The following is a 14,389-nucleotide window of genomic DNA, read 5'->3' on the forward strand; positions in this document are numbered from 1 at the left end:
CTAACGCCCCTGACGGACCAGCCACTGCTGCGCCGTCGCCCGGGCACGGGCATCGGCATGCAGCACGGCGTCCAGCGTTTCGACCGCTGCGGCGGCCTCGCGGTTCAGCACTTCATCGATGATACTCGCGATCTCGGTGAAGCGGATGCGCCTGTCGAGGAAGGCCGCCACGGCCACCTCGTTCGCGGCATTGAGCATGGCCGGCGCGCTGCCGCCCTCCTCCGCCGCCAGGCGCGCCAGGCGCAGACAGGGAAAGCGCTCCTCGTCGGGAGCCTGGAAGTCCAGGCGCGCCACGGCGAAGAGGTTCAGGGGGGACACACCGGAATCGATCCGCTCCGGCCAGGCCAGGGCATATGCGATGGGCGTGCGCATGTCGGGATTGCCGAGCTGGGCCAGCACCGAGCCATCCACGTAATCCACCAGGGAATGGATCACGCTCTGCGGATGAATCACCACTTCCACCTGGGCGGGCTGTGCATCGAACAGCCAGCAGGCCTCGATCAGCTCCAACCCCTTGTTCATCATGCTCGCCGAGTCGACGGAAATCTTGCGCCCCATGGACCAGTTGGGATGGGCACAGGCCTGCTCCGGCGAAACATCCGCCAACTGCTCCAGCGGCATCTCGCGGAAGGGACCGCCAGAGGCGGTCAGCAAGATGCGGCGCACGCCTACAGGAGCAAGACCCCGAGCGTAGTCCTGGGGCAGGCACTGGAAGATCGCGTTATGTTCGCTGTCGATGGGCAGCAGTACGGCACCGCTCTTGCGCACCGCCTGCATGAACAGGGCGCCGGACATCACCAGCGCCTCCTTGTTGGCCAGCAGCACCCGCTTGCCGGCCTCCACCGCCGCCAGCGTGGGCTTGAGGCCCGCGGCGCCGACGATAGCCGCCATCACCGCATCCGCCCGGGGATGCGCAGCGACCTCGCACAGCCCCTGCTCCCCCACCAGTACGCGGGTCTGCAGACCGGCGGCCAGCAGCCCACCCTGCAGATGGCGCGCAGACTCGGCATCGGGCACCACGGCGAATTCGGGGCGATGGCGCAGGCACAGCGCCTCCAGCTCGCTCAGGCGACTGAAGCCGCTGAGGGCGAAAGCGGTGTAGCGGTCCGGGTGACGAGCGATCACGTCCAGTGTGCTGAGGCCGATGGAACCGGTGGCCCCGAGCACGGTAATTCGTTGCGGTCGGCTCACAGGACACCCCAGCCGGCAGCCCAGAGCAGCGCCGCGAACAGCGGGATCGCAGCGGTCAGGCTATCGATACGGTCGAGTACGCCACCATGGCCGGGCAGCAGGTTGCTGCTGTCCTTGATGCCGGACTGGCGCTTGAACATGCTCTCGGTCAGGTCACCCACCACCGAGACCAACACCACCAGGGCCGCTCCCGCCAGCGCCAGGAAGAGTTCACTACCTACCCAGCCGCGGTACAGCCCGACGCCCAGGGTGATCAGCAGGCTCGCCAGCAGGCCGCCCACCAGGCCCTCCCAGCTCTTGCCGGGACTGACCTGCGGCGCCAGTTTGCGCTTGCCGAAGGCCTTGCCGGAGAAATAGGCACCGATATCGGCCGCCCAGACCAGCACCATCACGGCCAGGATCAGCCAGTTGGCCAGCGGCCATTGCTTGAACAGCACCAGGCCCTGCCAGGCCGGCAGCAGGATGAGCAGGCCGATCACCAGCTTGCCGGGCATGCCGCCCCAATAGCGGCTGGTCTCGGGGTAGCCGAGCACCAGGACGGTCGCCGCCCCCCACCAGAGCACTCCCAGGACCAGCACCAGCGGCGCCAGCGTGGGCACGAGGTAGAGCCCGTAGATCAGCGCCGCCACCAGCAGCCCGTAGGCGATACGCTTCGGCTGCCCGGAAAGACCCGCCAGGCGAGCCCACTCCCAGCCGCCGAGGCTCACCACGGCACCGATGAACAGGGCGAAGGCGCCACCGTCCAGCAGGAAAAAGCCCGCAAGGGCGATGGGCAGCAACACCAGCGCGGTGATGACGCGTTGTTTCAGCATTTGGCTCGGGCCTCGGCTTCTAGCTGCTCGCTGGTCTTGCCGAAGCGGCGCTGGCGCTTGGCGAAGTCGGCCAGCGCCTTGCGCATGGCTTCATGCTTGAAGTCAGGCCAGAAGAGATCGGAGAAGTACAGCTCGGCATAAGCCAGCTGCCACAGGAGGAAGTTGCTGATGCGGTGCTCGCCGCCGGTGCGGATGCACAGGTCGGGCAACGGCAGGTCGCCGGTGACCAGACAGCCCTGCAGCAATTGCGGGGTGATGTCTTCGGCCTGCAGGTGACCGGCCTGCACCTCGCGCGCCAGGCGCTGGGCGGCCTGGGTGATGTCCCACTGGCCACCGTAGTTGGCGGCGACCTGGAGGATGAATTTCTTGTGGCCGACGGTCAGTTGCTCGGCCTCGCGCATCGCGGCCTGCAACTCCGGGTGGAAACGGGAACGGTCGCCGATGATGCGCAGGCGAATGTCGTTCTGGTGCAGACGCCGGACCTCGCGGCGCAGCGCTGCCAGAAAGAGCTCCATCAGCGCACTGACCTCATCGGCCGGGCGCTGCCAGTTCTCGCTGGAGAAGGCGAACAGGGTGAGCACCTCGACACCGGCGTCGGCGCACACCTCTATCACCGCCCTGACCGCGTCCACGCCGGCCTTGTGGCCGGCGACGCCAGGCAGCAGGCGTTTCTTCGCCCAACGGTTGTTACCGTCCATGATGATCGCCACATGCCGTGGCACCGCAGGGTTGACGCCTTGCTGGGACTTTTCCATGACGATACCTGAGGTCAGACCGCCATCAGGTCTTTTTCTTTGGTTTCCAGAGCCTTGTCGACTTCACCAACGAACTTGTCGGTCAGCTTCTGGACGTCATCAGCGGCACGACGCTCCTCGTCTTCGCTGATTTCCTTCTCCTTGACCAGGTCCTTCAACTGAGCCAGGGCATCGCGACGGATGTTGCGCACGGCGACACGGGCGTTTTCGGCCTCGGCACGCGCCTGCTTGGTGAAGCCCTTGCGGGTTTCCTCGGTCAGGGCGGGCATCGGCACACGGATGGTGGTGCCGGCGGTAGCCGGGTTCAGGCCCAGGTCGGAGGTCATGATGGCCTTTTCCACAGCCTGGATCATGCTCTTGTCGAACACGGTCAGGGCCAGGGTACGGGAGTCCTCGGCGATGACGTTGGCGACCTGGCGCAGCGGAGTGTCGGCGCCGTAGTAGGACACCATCACGCTGTCCAGGATGCTCGGATGCGCACGCCCGGTGCGGATCTTGGCGAAAGCATGATCCAGCGATTCCAGGGTTTTCTTCATGCGCTCCTGCGCTTCTTGCTTGATCTCGTTGATCACTGTTCACCCTCCTCGATCAGAGTCCCTTCGGCGCCGCCGACCACGATGTTCAGCAAGGCACCCGGTTTATTCATATTGAAGACCCGCAACGGCATCTTCTGGTCACGGCACAGACAAATGGCCGTGAGATCCATGACGCCAAGCTTGCGATCCAGCACCTCGTCATAGGTCAGGTGCTCGAACTTCTCGGCGTTCGGATCCTTGAACGGGTCGGCAGTGTACACGCCGTCGACCTTGGTGGCTTTCAGTACCACATCCGCATCCACCTCGATGGCGCGCAGGCAGGCGGCCGAGTCGGTGGTGAAGAAGGGGTTGCCGGTACCGGCGGAGAAGATCACCACTTCGCCCGAGCTCAGGTGGCGCATGGCCTTGCGGCGGTCGTAGTGATCGGTCACGCCGACCATGGAAATGGCCGACATCACGATGGCGGGGATGTTGGAGCGCTCCAGCGCGTCGCGCATGGCCAGGGCGTTCATCACGGTGGCCAGCATACCCATGTGGTCGCCGGTCACCCGATCCATGCCGGCGGCGCTCAGTGCCGCACCGCGGAACAGGTTGCCACCGCCGATCACCAGGCCGACCTGGACGCCGATCCCGACCAGTTGGCCGATTTCCAGCGCCATGCGATCGAGGACCTTCGGATCGATGCCGAACTCCTCGGAGCCCATCAGGGCCTCACCGCTGAGTTTGAGCAGAATGCGTTTGTAGCGAGGTTGGCGGCCACTCACCTGCTGAGCCATTGCGTATCTCTCCTGCGGCGCTATTCGAATTCGTGGGCCTTGCAGCCCGATGTACTGGCGAGTCCTGAGACTGCGCAAACGGCAGTTGGTGCCCGGCTGCCGGGCCTGCCGCGGAAACCGCCCCGAATCGGTTCCCCAGTTTGACGAAGAGGCCGCGCGCGTGAGCGGGCAGCCTCTTGCGGGGCGACAGCCGAGGCCGTCTTACTGCTTGGTAGCGGCGACTTGGGCAGCTACTTCGGCAGCGAAGTCCACTTCGGCCTTCTCGATGCCTTCGCCTACTTCGTAACGAACGAAGGAAACGATCTCGGCACCGGCTTTCTTGGCCAGGTCACCGACCTTGACTTCCGGATCCTTGACGAACGCTTGCTCGACCAGGCTGGCTTCGGCGAGGAACTTGGCGATACGGCCCTTGACCATGTTCTCGACGATGTTTTCCGGCTTGCCGGCGATCTTGTCGGCGTTCAGGGCCAGGAAGATTTCCTTTTCCTTGGCGATGGCTTCTTCGGAAACCTGGGAAGCGTTCAGGAACTGCGGGTTGCTGGCAGCCACGTGCATGGCGATGTCCTTGGCCAGTTCGGCGTTGCCGCCGTTCAGGCAGACAACCACACCGATGCGGTGGCCGTGCAGGTAGGCGCCAACCACGTCGCCTTCCACGCGGGTCAGGCGGCGGATGTTGACGTTTTCACCGGTCTTGGCGACCAGGGCCAGACGGGCTTCTTCGCGGGACTCGACCAGCGGAGCGGCATCGGTCAGCTTCTCGTTGAAAGCCTGCTCCAGGGAAGCGGCCACGAAGCCTTTGAAGTCGTCCTGCAGGGCCAGGAAGTCGGTCTGGGAGTTGACTTCGATGATGACGGCGGCCTTGTTGTCGGCGGCAACCTTGACAGCGATGGCACCTTCGGCGGCGATGTTGCCGGCCTTCTTGGCAGCCTTGATGGCACCAGCGGCACGCATGTCGTCGATGGCCTTCTCGATGTCGCCATCGGCGGCGGTCAGGGCCTTCTTGCAATCCATCATGCCGAGGCCGGTACGCTCGCGCAGTTCTTTAACCAGGGCTGCAGTAATCTCTGCCATGTCGCAATCCTCTTGAATAGGTTTTCAACCATTCAGCCCGGCATTCCGGGCATTCACGATTCGGAGGTGGCAAAAAGGGGGCCTAGCCCCCTTCTTGCGCACCGGGTAACGCTAGATGGCTGTAACTCAGCCTTCTGCGGCCTCGGAAGCAGCTTCTTCGACGAACTCGTCAGGGCCACCAACGGCATTCTGACGGCCGCGGATTACAGCATCAGCAACGCTGGCCAGGTACAGCTGAACGGCGCGGATGGCGTCGTCGTTGCCCGGGATGACGTAGTCAACGCCTTCGGGGCTGCTGTTGGTATCGACAACGCCGATGACCGGGATGCCCAGCTTGTTGGCTTCGCTGATGGCGATGCGCTCGTGGTCGACGTCGATCACGAACAGAGCGTCCGGCAGGCCGCCCATGTCCTTGATGCCGCCCAGGCTGCGCTCGAGCTTCTCGAGGTCGCGGGTGCGCATCAGGGCTTCTTTCTTGGTCAGCTTGGCGAAAGTGCCGTCCTGGGACTGGGTTTCCAGCTCGCGCAGGCGCTTGATGGACTGACGGATGGTCTTGTAGTTGGTCAGCATGCCGCCCAGCCAGCGGTGATCGACGTACGGGGAGCCGCAACGAGCAGCTTCTTCGCGAACGATCTTGCCAGCGGAACGCTTGGTGCCTACGAACAGGACCTTGTTCTTGCCTGCAGCCAGTTTCTCAACGAAGCTCAGGGCGTCGTTGAACATCGGCAGGGTCTTTTCCAGGTTGATGATGTGGATCTTGTTGCGCGCGCCGAAAATGTACTTGCCCATTTTCGGGTTCCAGTAACGGGTCTGGTGGCCGAAGTGCACACCGGCCTTCAGCATATCGCGCATGTTGACTTGGGACATTTCTATTCCTCGATAAGTCGGGTTAGGCCTCCACGCATCCCAATATCCAACCCTTGCGGGCACCCAGGATATCGTGTCGATACGTGTGTGGGTTTGAGCCTTGCGGACACCACGTCCGTAAAGCGGCGCGTTTTATAGCACAAAAAACAGCTTGAAGCTATAAGCTGGAAGCCTGAAGCGCGGCGTCCCGCGCCTGCTTCCAGCTTCAAGCTTCCGCCCTCCAGCTGTTACCATTGCCTCCTTTATTCAGATACGCCTGAGAGCCCCCATGACCGTCACCATCAAGACGCCCGCGGAAATCGAGAAAATGCGCGTTGCCGGCCGCCTGGCCGCCGAAGTGCTGGAGATGATCGGCGAGCATGTCAAACCCGGCGTGACCACGGAGGAACTGGACCGCATCTGCCACGACTACATCGTCAACGTGCAGCAGGCCATCCCCGCGCCACTCAATTACAAGGGTTTCCCCAAGTCCATCTGCACCTCGATCAACCACGTGGTGTGTCACGGCATCCCCAACGAGAAGCCGCTCAAGGATGGCGACATCCTCAACATCGACATCACCGTGATCAAGGACGGCTACCACGGCGACACCAGCAAGATGTTCATGGTGGGCAAGGCGCCGGAATGGGCCGAGAAGCTCTGCCGCGTGACCCAGGAGTGCATGTACAAGGGCATCCAGCTGGTCCGCCCGGGCGCGCGCCTGGGGGACATCGGCGAAGTGATCCAGAAGCACGCGGAGAAGCTGGGCTATTCGGTGGTCCGCGAATACTGCGGCCATGGCATCGGCGCCGTGTTCCACGAAGAGCCCCAGGTCCTGCACTACGGCCGCGCCGGCACCGGCATGGAACTCAAGGAAGGCATGACCTTCACCATCGAGCCGATGATCAACCAGGGCCGCCCGGAAACCCGCCTGCTCGGCGACGGCTGGACCGCCATCACCAAGGACCGCAAGCTCTCCGCGCAATGGGAGCACACCATCCTGGTGACTGCCGACGGCTACGAGATCCTTACCCTGCGCAGCGACGACACCCTGCCGCGCACCTCGTCCTGATCACAGACCCATATAAGGAAAGGCGCCCCATGCCGCAGGTGGATCCCGAGTTGTTCGACCGCGGGCAGTTCCAGGCGGAACTGGCCTTGAAGTCCAGCCCCATCGCTGCCTTCAAGAAGGCCATTCGCCAGGCCCGCGACGTGCTCGACAACCGTTTCGCCAACGGTCGCGACATCCGTCGCCTGGTGGAAGACCGCGCCTGGTTCGTCGACCAGGTCCTGCGGGCGGCCTGGGAGCGCTTCGACTGGAGCGAGGACGCCGACATCGCCCTGCTGGCGGTGGGCGGTTACGGACGTGGCGAACTGCACCCCTACTCCGATATCGACCTGCTGATCCTGCTGGACAACGCCGACCACGAAGTCTTCCGCGAGCCCATCGAGGGCTTTCTTACCCTGCTCTGGGACATCGGCCTGGAAGTCGGCCAGAGCGTGCGCTCGGTGGCCGAATGCGCCGAGGAGGCCCGCGCCGACCTGACGGTGGTCACCAACCTGATGGAAAGCCGCACCATCGCCGGCCCCGAGCACCTGCGCCAGCGCATGCTGGAGGTCACCAGCCCGGAACAGATGTGGCCGAGCAAGCACTTCTTCCTCGCCAAGCGCCAGGAGCAGAAGGCCCGCCACGCCAAGTACAACGACACCGAATACAACCTGGAGCCCAATGTGAAGGGCTCCCCCGGCGGCCTGCGCGATATCCAGACCATCCTCTGGGTCGCCCGCCGCCAGTTCGGCAGCCTCAACCTGCATGGCCTGGTCCAGCAGGGCTTCCTGGTGGAAAGCGAGTGCAGCATGTTGGCCTCCAGCCAGGAGTTCCTCTGGAAGGTTCGCTACGCCCTGCACATGCTCGCCGGCCGCGCCGAAGACCGCCTGCTGTTCGACCATCAGCGCAAGATCGCCGCCCTCCTCGGTTTCGAGGACGGTGACGGCAAGCTCGGCATCGAGCGCTTCATGCAGAAGTACTACCGGGTGGTGATGGGGGTTTCCGAGCTCAGCGACCTGATCAACCAGCATTTCGAGGAGGTCATCCTGCGCGCCGGCGAAACCGGCCAGGCGCAGCCGCTGAACAGCCGCTTCCAGTTGCGCGACGGCTACATCGAGGTGACCCATCCCAACGTCTTCAAGCGCACTCCCTTCGCCATGCTGGAAATCTTCGTGCTGATGGCCCAGCACCCGGATATCAAGGGCGTGCGCGCCGATACCATCCGCCTGCTGCGGGACAGCCGCCACCTGATCGACGACGACTTCCGCAAGGATATCCGCAATACCAGCCTGTTCATCGAACTGTTCAAGTCGAGCCAGGGCATCCACCGCAACCTGCGGCGGATGAATCGCTACGGCATCCTCGGCCTCTACCTGCCGGAGTTCGGCCAGATCATCGGGCAGATGCAGCACGACCTGTTCCACATCTATACGGTGGACGCCCACACCCTCAACCTGATCAAGCACCTGCGCAAGCTGAAGTGGCCGGAACTGGCGGAGAAATTCCCCCTTGCCAGCAAGCTCATCGACAAGCTGCCCAAGCCGGAGCTGATCTACATCGCCGGCCTCTACCACGACATCGGCAAGGGCCGCGGTGGCGACCATTCCGAACTGGGCGCGGTGGATGCCGAGGCCTTCTGCGCCCGGCACCAGTTGCCGGTGTGGGACTCGCGCCTGGTGGCCTGGCTGGTGCAGCACCATTTGGTGATGTCCACCACCGCCCAGCGCAAGGACCTCTCGGACCCGCAGGTGATCTATGACTTCGCCCGCCTGGTGGGCGACCAGACCCGCCTGGACTATCTCTATGTGCTCACCGTGGCCGACATCAATGCCACCAACCCGAGCCTGTGGAACTCCTGGCGTGCCAGCCTGCTGCGCCAGCTCTACACCGAGACCAAGCGCGCCCTGCGCCGCGGCCTGGAAAACCCGCTGGACCGCGAGGAGCAGATCCGCCAGACCCAGTCCGCCGCCATCGATATCCTGGTGCGCAACGGCATCGACCAGGACGAGGCAGAGCAACTCTGGTCGCAACTGGGCGACGACTACTTCCTGCGCCACACCGCCAGCGACGTGGCCTGGCACACCGAGGCCATCCTCCAGCACCCGGCCGGCAACGACCCGCTGGTGCTGATCAAGGAAACCGCCCAGCGCGAATTCGAAGGCGCCACCCAGATCTTCATCTACGCGCCGGACCAGCACGATTTCTTCGCCGTGACCGTGGCCGCCATGAGCCAGCTCAACCTGAACATCCACGATGCGCGGATCATCACCTCCACCAGCCAGTTCACCCTCGACACCTACATCGTGCTCGACGCCGACGGCGGGCGGATCGGCGAGAACCCGGCACGCATCCGCGAGATCCGCGAAGGCCTGATCGACGCCCTGAAGAACCCGGACGAGTACCCGGCCATCATCCAGCGCCGCGTCCCGCGCCAGCTCAAGCACTTCGCCTTCCCGCCGCAGGTGACCATCTCCAACGATGCCCAGCGCCCGGTGACCATTCTCGAGCTGACCGCCCCCGACCGCCCCGGCCTGCTGGCGCGCATCGGACGCATCTTCCTGGAGTTCGACCTGTCGCTGCAGAACGCCAAGATCGCCACCCTGGGCGAACGCGTGGAAGACGTGTTCTTCGTCACCGACGCCAACAACCAGCCGCTTTCCGACCCCGAGCTCTGCCAACGCCTGCAGGAAGCCATAGTCTCCCAGCTGTCCCAGGCCAACGGACAGGCCCCGGACCCGACACGGATACGCATCTGAACCCGTAGGGTGCAGTAAGGCCGCAGGCCGGATTGCACCGTTCCACCCACGACCTCCCTGTTGACGCCCTACAGCCATGAACGAAGCCCTGAACCACCTGCAGCCCTACCCCTTCGAGAAACTCCGCGTCCTGCTGGCCGGCGCCCAGCCGCCGGCGGCGAAAAAGGCCATCGCCCTGTCCATTGGCGAACCCAAGCACCGCTCCCCGGCCTTCGTCGCCGAGGCCCTGTCGGCCAGTCTCGGGCAGTTGGCGGTCTACCCCACCACCCTGGGCCTCCCGGCCCTGCGCGAAGCCATCGCGCAGTGGTGCGAGCGCCGCTTCAAGGTACCGGCCGGCTGGCTCGACGCCGCCCGCCACGTGCTGCCGGTGAACGGCACCCGCGAGGCCCTGTTCGCCTTCACCCAGGCGGTGGTCAACCGCGCCGACAACGGCCTGGTGGTCAGCCCCAACCCCTTCTATCAGATCTACGAAGGCGCGGCCCTGCTGGCCGGCGCCCAGCCCCACTACCTGCCGTGCCTGGCGGAGAACGGCTTCAACCCCGACTTCGACGCCGTGCCGGCCGAGGTCTGGCAGCGTTGCCAGATCCTCTTCCTCTGCTCTCCGGGCAACCCCACCGGCGCCCTTATCCCGCTGGATACCCTGAAGAAGCTGATCGCCCTGGCCGACGAGCACGACTTTGTGATCGCCGCCGACGAGTGCTACAGCGAACTCTACTTCGACGAGCAGAACCCGCCGGCCGGCCTGCTCACCGCCTGCGCCGAACTGGGCCGGTCCGATTTCAAGCGCTGCGTGGTGTTCCACAGCCTGTCCAAGCGCTCCAACCTGCCGGGCCTGCGCTCCGGCTTCGTCGCCGGTGACGCCGACATCCTCAAGGGCTTCCTGCTGTACCGCACCTACCATGGCTGCGCCATGCCGGTGCAGACCCAGCTGGCCAGTGTCGCCGCCTGGAACGACGAGGTGCACGTGCGCGCCAACCGCGCCCTGTACCGCGAGAAGTTCGACGCCCTTCTGGATATCCTTGGTCCGGTACTGGACGTGCAGCGCCCCGATGGCGGTTTCTACCTCTGGCCGAAGACCCCGGTGGACGACGAGACCTTCACCCGTGAACTGTTCGCCCGCGAGCACGTCACCGTGGTCCCCGGCTCCTACCTGTCGCGCGCCGTCGACGGCTTCAACCCCGGCGCCGGCCGCGTGCGCATGGCCCTGGTGGCACCGCTGGCCGAATGCGTCGAAGCCGGCGAACGCATCCGCGACTTCATCAAGGGACTCTGAGTTTCAAAGGACACGCGAAGATGAGCATCACCCTTTACGGCATCAAGGCCTGCGACACCATGAAGAAGGCCCGCACCTGGCTCGAAGAGCAGGGCGTGAGCTACAGCTTCCATGACTACAAGGCCTCGGCCATCGACCGCGCCAGCCTGGAGAAATGGTGCGCCGAGCACGGCTGGGAAACCGTCCTGAACCGCGCCGGCACCACCTTCCGCAAGCTGGACGACGCGCAGAAGGCCGACCTGGACCAGGACAAGGCCATCGCCCTGATGCTGGCCCAGCCCTCGATGATCAAGCGTCCGGTGCTGGACCTGGGCGACCGCACCCTGGTCGGCTTCAAGCCGGACCTCTACGCGGCGGCGTTCAGCTAATCCCGATCAACGACCAGGCGCGCGGCGCCTGACCACCCCCCTTCAGCAAGAGGAATCCCCATGTCCAACGCTCTCTTCAGCATCGCCTTCGGCGTCGGCACCCAGAACCGCCAGGGCAACTGGCTGGAAGTCTTCTACGCCCAGCCCCTGCTCAAGCCCTCCGAGCAACTGGTAGCCGCAGTCGCGCCCGTCGTCGGCTACAGCGCCGGCAACCAGGCCATCGCCCTCAGCAACGCCCAGGCCGCCCAGCTGGCCACCGCGCTCAAGGACATCGACGCCACCCAGGCCGCCCTGCTGACCCGCCTGGCCGAGAGCCAGAAGCCCCTGGTGGTCACCCTGCTGGCCGAAGACGCCGCGCTGACCTCCACCCCCGAGGCCTACCTCAAGCTGCACCTGCTGTCCCACCGCCTGGCCAAGCCCCACGGCCTGAACCTGACCGGCATCTTCCCGCTGCTGCCGAACGTGGCCTGGACCAGCCAGGGTGCCATCGACCTGGGCGAACTGCCCGAGCGCCAGCTGGAAGCCCGCCTCAAGGGTGAATTGCTGGAAGTCTTCTCCGTGGACAAGTTCCCGAAAATGACCGACTACGTGGTGCCGGCCGGCGTGCGCATCGCCGATACCGCCCGCGTCCGCCTGGGCGCCTACGTGGGTGAAGGCACCACCGTGATGCACGAAGGCTTCATCAACTTCAACGCCGGCACCGAAGGCCCGGGCATGATCGAAGGTCGCGTCTCCGCGGGCGTCTTCGTCAGCAAGGGCTCGGACCTGGGCGGCGGCTGCTCCACCATGGGCACCCTGTCCGGTGGCGGCAATATCGTCATCTCCGTGGGCGAAGGCTGCCTGATCGGCGCCAACGCCGGCATCGGCATCCCGCTGGGCGACCGCAACATAGTCGAAGCCGGCCTCTACATCACCGCGGGCACCAAGGTGGCCCTGCTGGACGATAAGAACCAGCTGGTGAAAGTGGTCAAGGCACGCGACCTGGCCGGCCAGCCGGACCTGCTGTTTCGCCGCAATTCGCAGAACGGCGCGGTGGAGTGCAAGACCAACAAGACCGCGATCGAGCTGAACGAAGCCCTGCACGCGCACAACTAAGCTGAAAGCTGAAAGCTGGGAGCCGGAGGCTGGAAGCGTCCACCTCCGGCTTTTCACTTCCAGCGTCCAGCTTCAGGCTCAGAGCTATGCTTTCTTCTCCCTGGCGTTCCGACTTCCCCGCCCTTTCGGCCCTCGCCGCCGAGGGGCAGACCTACCTGGACAGCGCTGCCACTTCGCAGAAGCCCCAGGCGGTGCTGGACGCCCTGCTCGGCTACTATGCCAGCGGCGCGGCCAACGTCCATCGTGCCCAACATCTGCCCGGCGAGCGCGCCACCCGCGCCTTCGAAGGCACCCGTACCCAGGCGGCGCACTGGTTGAATGCCGCCAGCCCGGCGGAAATCCTCTTCACCCGCGGCACCACCGAGGCCATCAACCTGCTGGCCTATGGCCTGGAGCACCTGTTCCAGGCCGGTGACGAAATCGTCATCAGCGCCCTGGAACACCACGCCAACCTGCTGCCCTGGCAACAGCTGGCCCTGCGCAAGCAGCTCAAGCTGGTGGTGCTGCCGCTGGACGACCGCGGCCTGATCGACCTGGAACAGGCACGCCGGCTGATCGGCCCACGCACCCGCCTCATGGCACTGAGTCAGTTGTCCAACGTCCTCGGCCGCTGGCAGCCCCTCACCGAGCTGCTGCCCCTGGCCCGAGCCCAGGGCGCCCTGACGGTGGTGGACGGCGCCCAGGGCGTGGTGCATGGCCGCCATGACGTGCGGGCCATGGACTGCGACTTCTACGCCTTCTCCAGCCACAAGCTCTACGGCCCGGACGGCATCGGCGTGCTCTATGGCCGGGCCGAGGCCCTGGCACGACTCCGACACTGGCAATTCGGCGGCGAGATGGTGCATAGCGCCGCCTACCAGACGGCCGATTTCCATGGTGCCCCCCTGGGCTTCGAGGCCGGCACCCCGGCCATCGCCTCGGTGATCGGCCTGGGCGCGGCGCTGGATTACCTCGCTGGCCTGGACGCCGCCGCCGTGGCCGGCCACGAGGCCGCGCTCCACGTCAAGCTTCTGGCCGGGCTGGCCGCGAGGGACGGCGTGCGCCTGCTCGGCGAACCCGAACTGGCCCTGGCCAGCTTCACGGTCGAGGGTGTGCATAACGCTGACCTCGCCCACCTGCTCACCGAGCAGGGCATCGCCGTGCGCGCCGGTCATCACTGTGCCATGCCGCTGATGCAGACCCTCGGCCTGCAGGGCGCCATCCGCGTATCCCTGGGCCTCTATAACGACGGCGACGATCTGCAACGCTTCTTCGGCGCCCTGGACAAGGCCCTGGAGCTCTTGCGATGAGCCTGCCGAGCAAGGCGCAGGACGCCCTGGACGCCTTCGCTGCCGCCGGCGGTTGGGAACAGCGCGCGCGCCTGCTGATGCAGTGGGGTGAACGGCTGGAAGCCCTGGATGACGCCGAACGCAGCGATGCCAACCGGGTGCACGGCTGCGAAAGCCAGGTCTGGCTGGTGGGTGCACGCCAGGGCGAGCACTGGCATTTCCGCGCCGCCAGCGACGCCCGGCTGATCCGCGGCCTGCTGGCCGTGCTGCTGGCGCGGGTCGACGGCCTGGCTGGCGAAGAACTGGCCGGAATCGACCTGGCCGACTGGTTCAACCAGCTGGGCCTGGGACGGCAGTTGTCGCCGTCACGCAGCAATGGCCTGAATGCCGTATTGAAGAAAATGCGCGAGATGACGGGCGATTGACCCTGTAGGTGCCAATTCATCGGCTATGTCGGCGTTGGGCTTCGTCCCTCAGCGGAACGCCGCCCGGCCCAACCGACGATCTCGCCCCAGGCGTAGGGTGGATGTCGCTTTTCACATCCACCTGCGGAGCCCGGCCCGTCACCGCTGGTGGGTCGATGAAGCGTGACCC

14 protein-coding genes are annotated in these 14,389 nt (G+C 65.3%); 7 read left to right on the top strand and 7 right to left on the bottom strand.

Going from position 1 to position 14,389, the window contains the following annotated elements; genetic code table 11:
- The 7 genes from ispC to rpsB form a co-directional block, all read right to left on the bottom strand.
- The gene (ispC, locus tag ACFPU0_RS21990) at positions 1 to 1,191 is read right to left on the bottom strand and encodes a 1-deoxy-D-xylulose-5-phosphate reductoisomerase (RefSeq protein WP_377695407.1); all 1,191 of its coding nucleotides are present in this window, start codon (positions 1,189 to 1,191) and stop codon (positions 1 to 3) included.
- Positions 1,188 to 2,003: a phosphatidate cytidylyltransferase gene (locus tag ACFPU0_RS21995; RefSeq protein ID WP_377695408.1), complete on the bottom strand. Its 816-nt coding sequence runs from the start codon at positions 2,001 to 2,003 to the stop codon at positions 1,188 to 1,190. Before ACFPU0_RS21995 ends, ispC begins: the two co-directional genes overlap by 4 nt.
- The gene (uppS, locus tag ACFPU0_RS22000) at positions 1,997 to 2,758 is read right to left on the bottom strand and encodes a polyprenyl diphosphate synthase (protein ID WP_377695409.1); all 762 of its coding nucleotides are present in this window, start codon (positions 2,756 to 2,758) and stop codon (positions 1,997 to 1,999) included. Before uppS ends, ACFPU0_RS21995 begins: the two co-directional genes overlap by 7 nt.
- 14 nt (positions 2,759 to 2,772) lie before the next feature.
- The gene (frr, locus tag ACFPU0_RS22005; RefSeq protein WP_377695411.1) at positions 2,773 to 3,330 is read right to left on the bottom strand and encodes a ribosome recycling factor; all 558 of its coding nucleotides are present in this window, start codon (positions 3,328 to 3,330) and stop codon (positions 2,773 to 2,775) included.
- A complete protein-coding gene (gene pyrH / locus ACFPU0_RS22010; protein WP_271408919.1) occupies positions 3,327 to 4,070 on the bottom strand; it encodes a UMP kinase in 744 nt (247 codons plus the stop codon). The genes frr and pyrH overlap by 4 nt, the downstream gene beginning before the upstream one ends.
- A gap of 201 nt (positions 4,071 to 4,271) precedes the next feature.
- Positions 4,272 to 5,141 (bottom strand): translation elongation factor Ts, encoded by an 870-nt coding sequence (tsf, locus tag ACFPU0_RS22015; protein WP_377695412.1) that lies wholly within the window; start codon positions 5,139 to 5,141, stop codon positions 4,272 to 4,274.
- 126 nt (positions 5,142 to 5,267) lie between these two features.
- On the bottom strand, positions 5,268 to 6,008 hold the full coding sequence (gene rpsB, locus ACFPU0_RS22020) for a 30S ribosomal protein S2 (RefSeq protein WP_280287062.1): 741 nt from the start codon (positions 6,006 to 6,008) through the stop codon (positions 5,268 to 5,270).
- Between the two features lie 268 nt (positions 6,009 to 6,276).
- On the opposite strand from rpsB, the gene map reads away from it, so the two are divergent.
- The 7 genes from map (at position 6,277) to ACFPU0_RS22055 (ending at position 14,220) form a co-directional block, all read left to right on the top strand.
- On the top strand, positions 6,277 to 7,059 hold the full coding sequence (gene map / locus ACFPU0_RS22025) for a type I methionyl aminopeptidase (RefSeq protein ID WP_377695414.1): 783 nt from the start codon (positions 6,277 to 6,279) through the stop codon (positions 7,057 to 7,059).
- A gap of 29 nt (positions 7,060 to 7,088) precedes the next feature.
- Positions 7,089 to 9,791 carry a [protein-PII] uridylyltransferase gene (locus tag ACFPU0_RS22030; RefSeq protein ID WP_377695415.1) on the top strand — a complete coding sequence of 901 codons (2,703 nt, stop codon included), beginning with the start codon at positions 7,089 to 7,091 and terminating at the stop codon, positions 9,789 to 9,791.
- 76 nt (positions 9,792 to 9,867) lie between these two features.
- Complete coding sequence (gene dapC, locus ACFPU0_RS22035; protein ID WP_377695417.1) at positions 9,868 to 11,064, top strand: succinyldiaminopimelate transaminase; 1,197 nt, start codon at positions 9,868 to 9,870, stop codon at positions 11,062 to 11,064.
- 20 nt (positions 11,065 to 11,084) lie between these two features.
- A complete protein-coding gene (locus ACFPU0_RS22040; protein WP_377695418.1) occupies positions 11,085 to 11,432 on the top strand; it encodes an ArsC family reductase in 348 nt (115 codons plus the stop codon).
- Between the two features lie 60 nt (positions 11,433 to 11,492).
- Entirely contained in the window at positions 11,493 to 12,527 is a 1,035-nt protein-coding gene (gene dapD / locus ACFPU0_RS22045; protein ID WP_377695419.1) for a 2,3,4,5-tetrahydropyridine-2,6-dicarboxylate N-succinyltransferase, read from the top strand.
- A gap of 86 nt (positions 12,528 to 12,613) precedes the next feature.
- A complete protein-coding gene (locus ACFPU0_RS22050; protein ID WP_377695420.1) occupies positions 12,614 to 13,816 on the top strand; it encodes an aminotransferase class V-fold PLP-dependent enzyme in 1,203 nt (400 codons plus the stop codon).
- On the top strand, positions 13,813 to 14,220 hold the full coding sequence (locus tag ACFPU0_RS22055) for a SufE family protein (RefSeq protein WP_377695421.1): 408 nt from the start codon (positions 13,813 to 13,815) through the stop codon (positions 14,218 to 14,220). Before ACFPU0_RS22050 ends, ACFPU0_RS22055 begins: the two co-directional genes overlap by 4 nt.
- Positions 14,221 to 14,389: the final 169 nt, after the last annotated feature.

Origin of the sequence: Pseudomonas sp. GCM10022186 (assembly GCF_042656385.1) — a bacterium.
Taxonomy (GTDB): Bacteria; Pseudomonadota; Gammaproteobacteria; order Pseudomonadales; family Pseudomonadaceae; genus Metapseudomonas.

What these genes read in the sequence shown, in the direction of transcription:
- map (WP_377695414.1), top strand. Translation starts at nt 6,277, where the DNA reads ATGACCGTCACCATCAAGACGCCCGCGGAAATCGAGAAAATGCGCGTT.
- dapD (WP_377695419.1), top strand. Translation starts at nt 11,493, where the DNA reads ATGTCCAACGCTCTCTTCAGCATCGCCTTCGGCGTCGGCACCCAGAAC.
- ACFPU0_RS22040 (WP_377695418.1), top strand. Translation starts at nt 11,085, where the DNA reads ATGAGCATCACCCTTTACGGCATCAAGGCCTGCGACACCATGAAGAAG.
- tsf (WP_377695412.1), bottom strand. Translation starts at nt 5,141, where the DNA reads ATGGCAGAGATTACTGCAGCCCTGGTTAAAGAACTGCGCGAGCGTACC.
- ACFPU0_RS22050 (WP_377695420.1), top strand. Translation starts at nt 12,614, where the DNA reads ATGCTTTCTTCTCCCTGGCGTTCCGACTTCCCCGCCCTTTCGGCCCTC.
- ACFPU0_RS22030 (WP_377695415.1), top strand. Translation starts at nt 7,089, where the DNA reads ATGCCGCAGGTGGATCCCGAGTTGTTCGACCGCGGGCAGTTCCAGGCG.
- uppS (WP_377695409.1), bottom strand. Translation starts at nt 2,758, where the DNA reads ATGGAAAAGTCCCAGCAAGGCGTCAACCCTGCGGTGCCACGGCATGTG.
- dapC (WP_377695417.1), top strand. Translation starts at nt 9,868, where the DNA reads ATGAACGAAGCCCTGAACCACCTGCAGCCCTACCCCTTCGAGAAACTC.
- ACFPU0_RS22055 (WP_377695421.1), top strand. Translation starts at nt 13,813, where the DNA reads ATGAGCCTGCCGAGCAAGGCGCAGGACGCCCTGGACGCCTTCGCTGCC.
- rpsB (WP_280287062.1), bottom strand. Translation starts at nt 6,008, where the DNA reads ATGTCCCAAGTCAACATGCGCGATATGCTGAAGGCCGGTGTGCACTTC.
- pyrH (WP_271408919.1), bottom strand. Translation starts at nt 4,070, where the DNA reads ATGGCTCAGCAGGTGAGTGGCCGCCAACCTCGCTACAAACGCATTCTG.
- ACFPU0_RS21995 (WP_377695408.1), bottom strand. Translation starts at nt 2,003, where the DNA reads ATGCTGAAACAACGCGTCATCACCGCGCTGGTGTTGCTGCCCATCGCC.